1 protein-coding gene is annotated in these 441 nt (G+C 40.8%); it reads right to left on the reverse strand.

Going from position 1 to position 441, the window contains the following annotated elements:
- Nucleotides 1-78 precede the first annotated feature (78 nt).
- Nucleotides 79-441: bis(5'-nucleosyl)-tetraphosphatase (symmetrical) YqeK (gene yqeK, locus GFC01_RS18235; RefSeq protein WP_152948518.1), on the reverse strand; the 363-nt coding region annotated here is incomplete at its 5' end.

Genomic DNA, 441 nt, shown 5'->3' on the forward strand with positions numbered 1-441 from the left:
AATATCCTCAGCCCGTTTATCATCGCATGCTCCTGCTGCGACGTTTAAAATTGATGATGAATCCATCCAAATTCCTCCTTAGTTGTTCTTATGCACAAGCGAGTTGTAAGTAGCAAGCGTATCTGGAAAGACTGGCTGATTCTTTTTCATTAGAAAACTGATGGTGTTTTTTAATGATTGGATCAGTGCACGATCTAGATCATGTTCTGCTAATTCCCTTACTTCTTCGACACCAGGGAAATGACGTCCTGGTTCAATATAATCTGCGACATAAATGACTTTTTCAAGTAAGGTCATGTCTGGTCTGCCGGAAGTATGAAATTCAATAGCTGTTAACACATTTTGATCATCAATTCCAGCTTCTTTTTTGACCAAATAGGCACCAACCGGGGCGTGCCAAAGCTCGGGCGAATATTCAAGCAATAAAGGGTTCATCTGTTC

Source organism: Desulfofundulus thermobenzoicus, assembly GCF_009428905.1.
Taxonomy (GTDB): domain Bacteria; phylum Bacillota; class Desulfotomaculia; order Desulfotomaculales; family Desulfovirgulaceae; genus Desulfofundulus_A; species Desulfofundulus_A thermobenzoicus.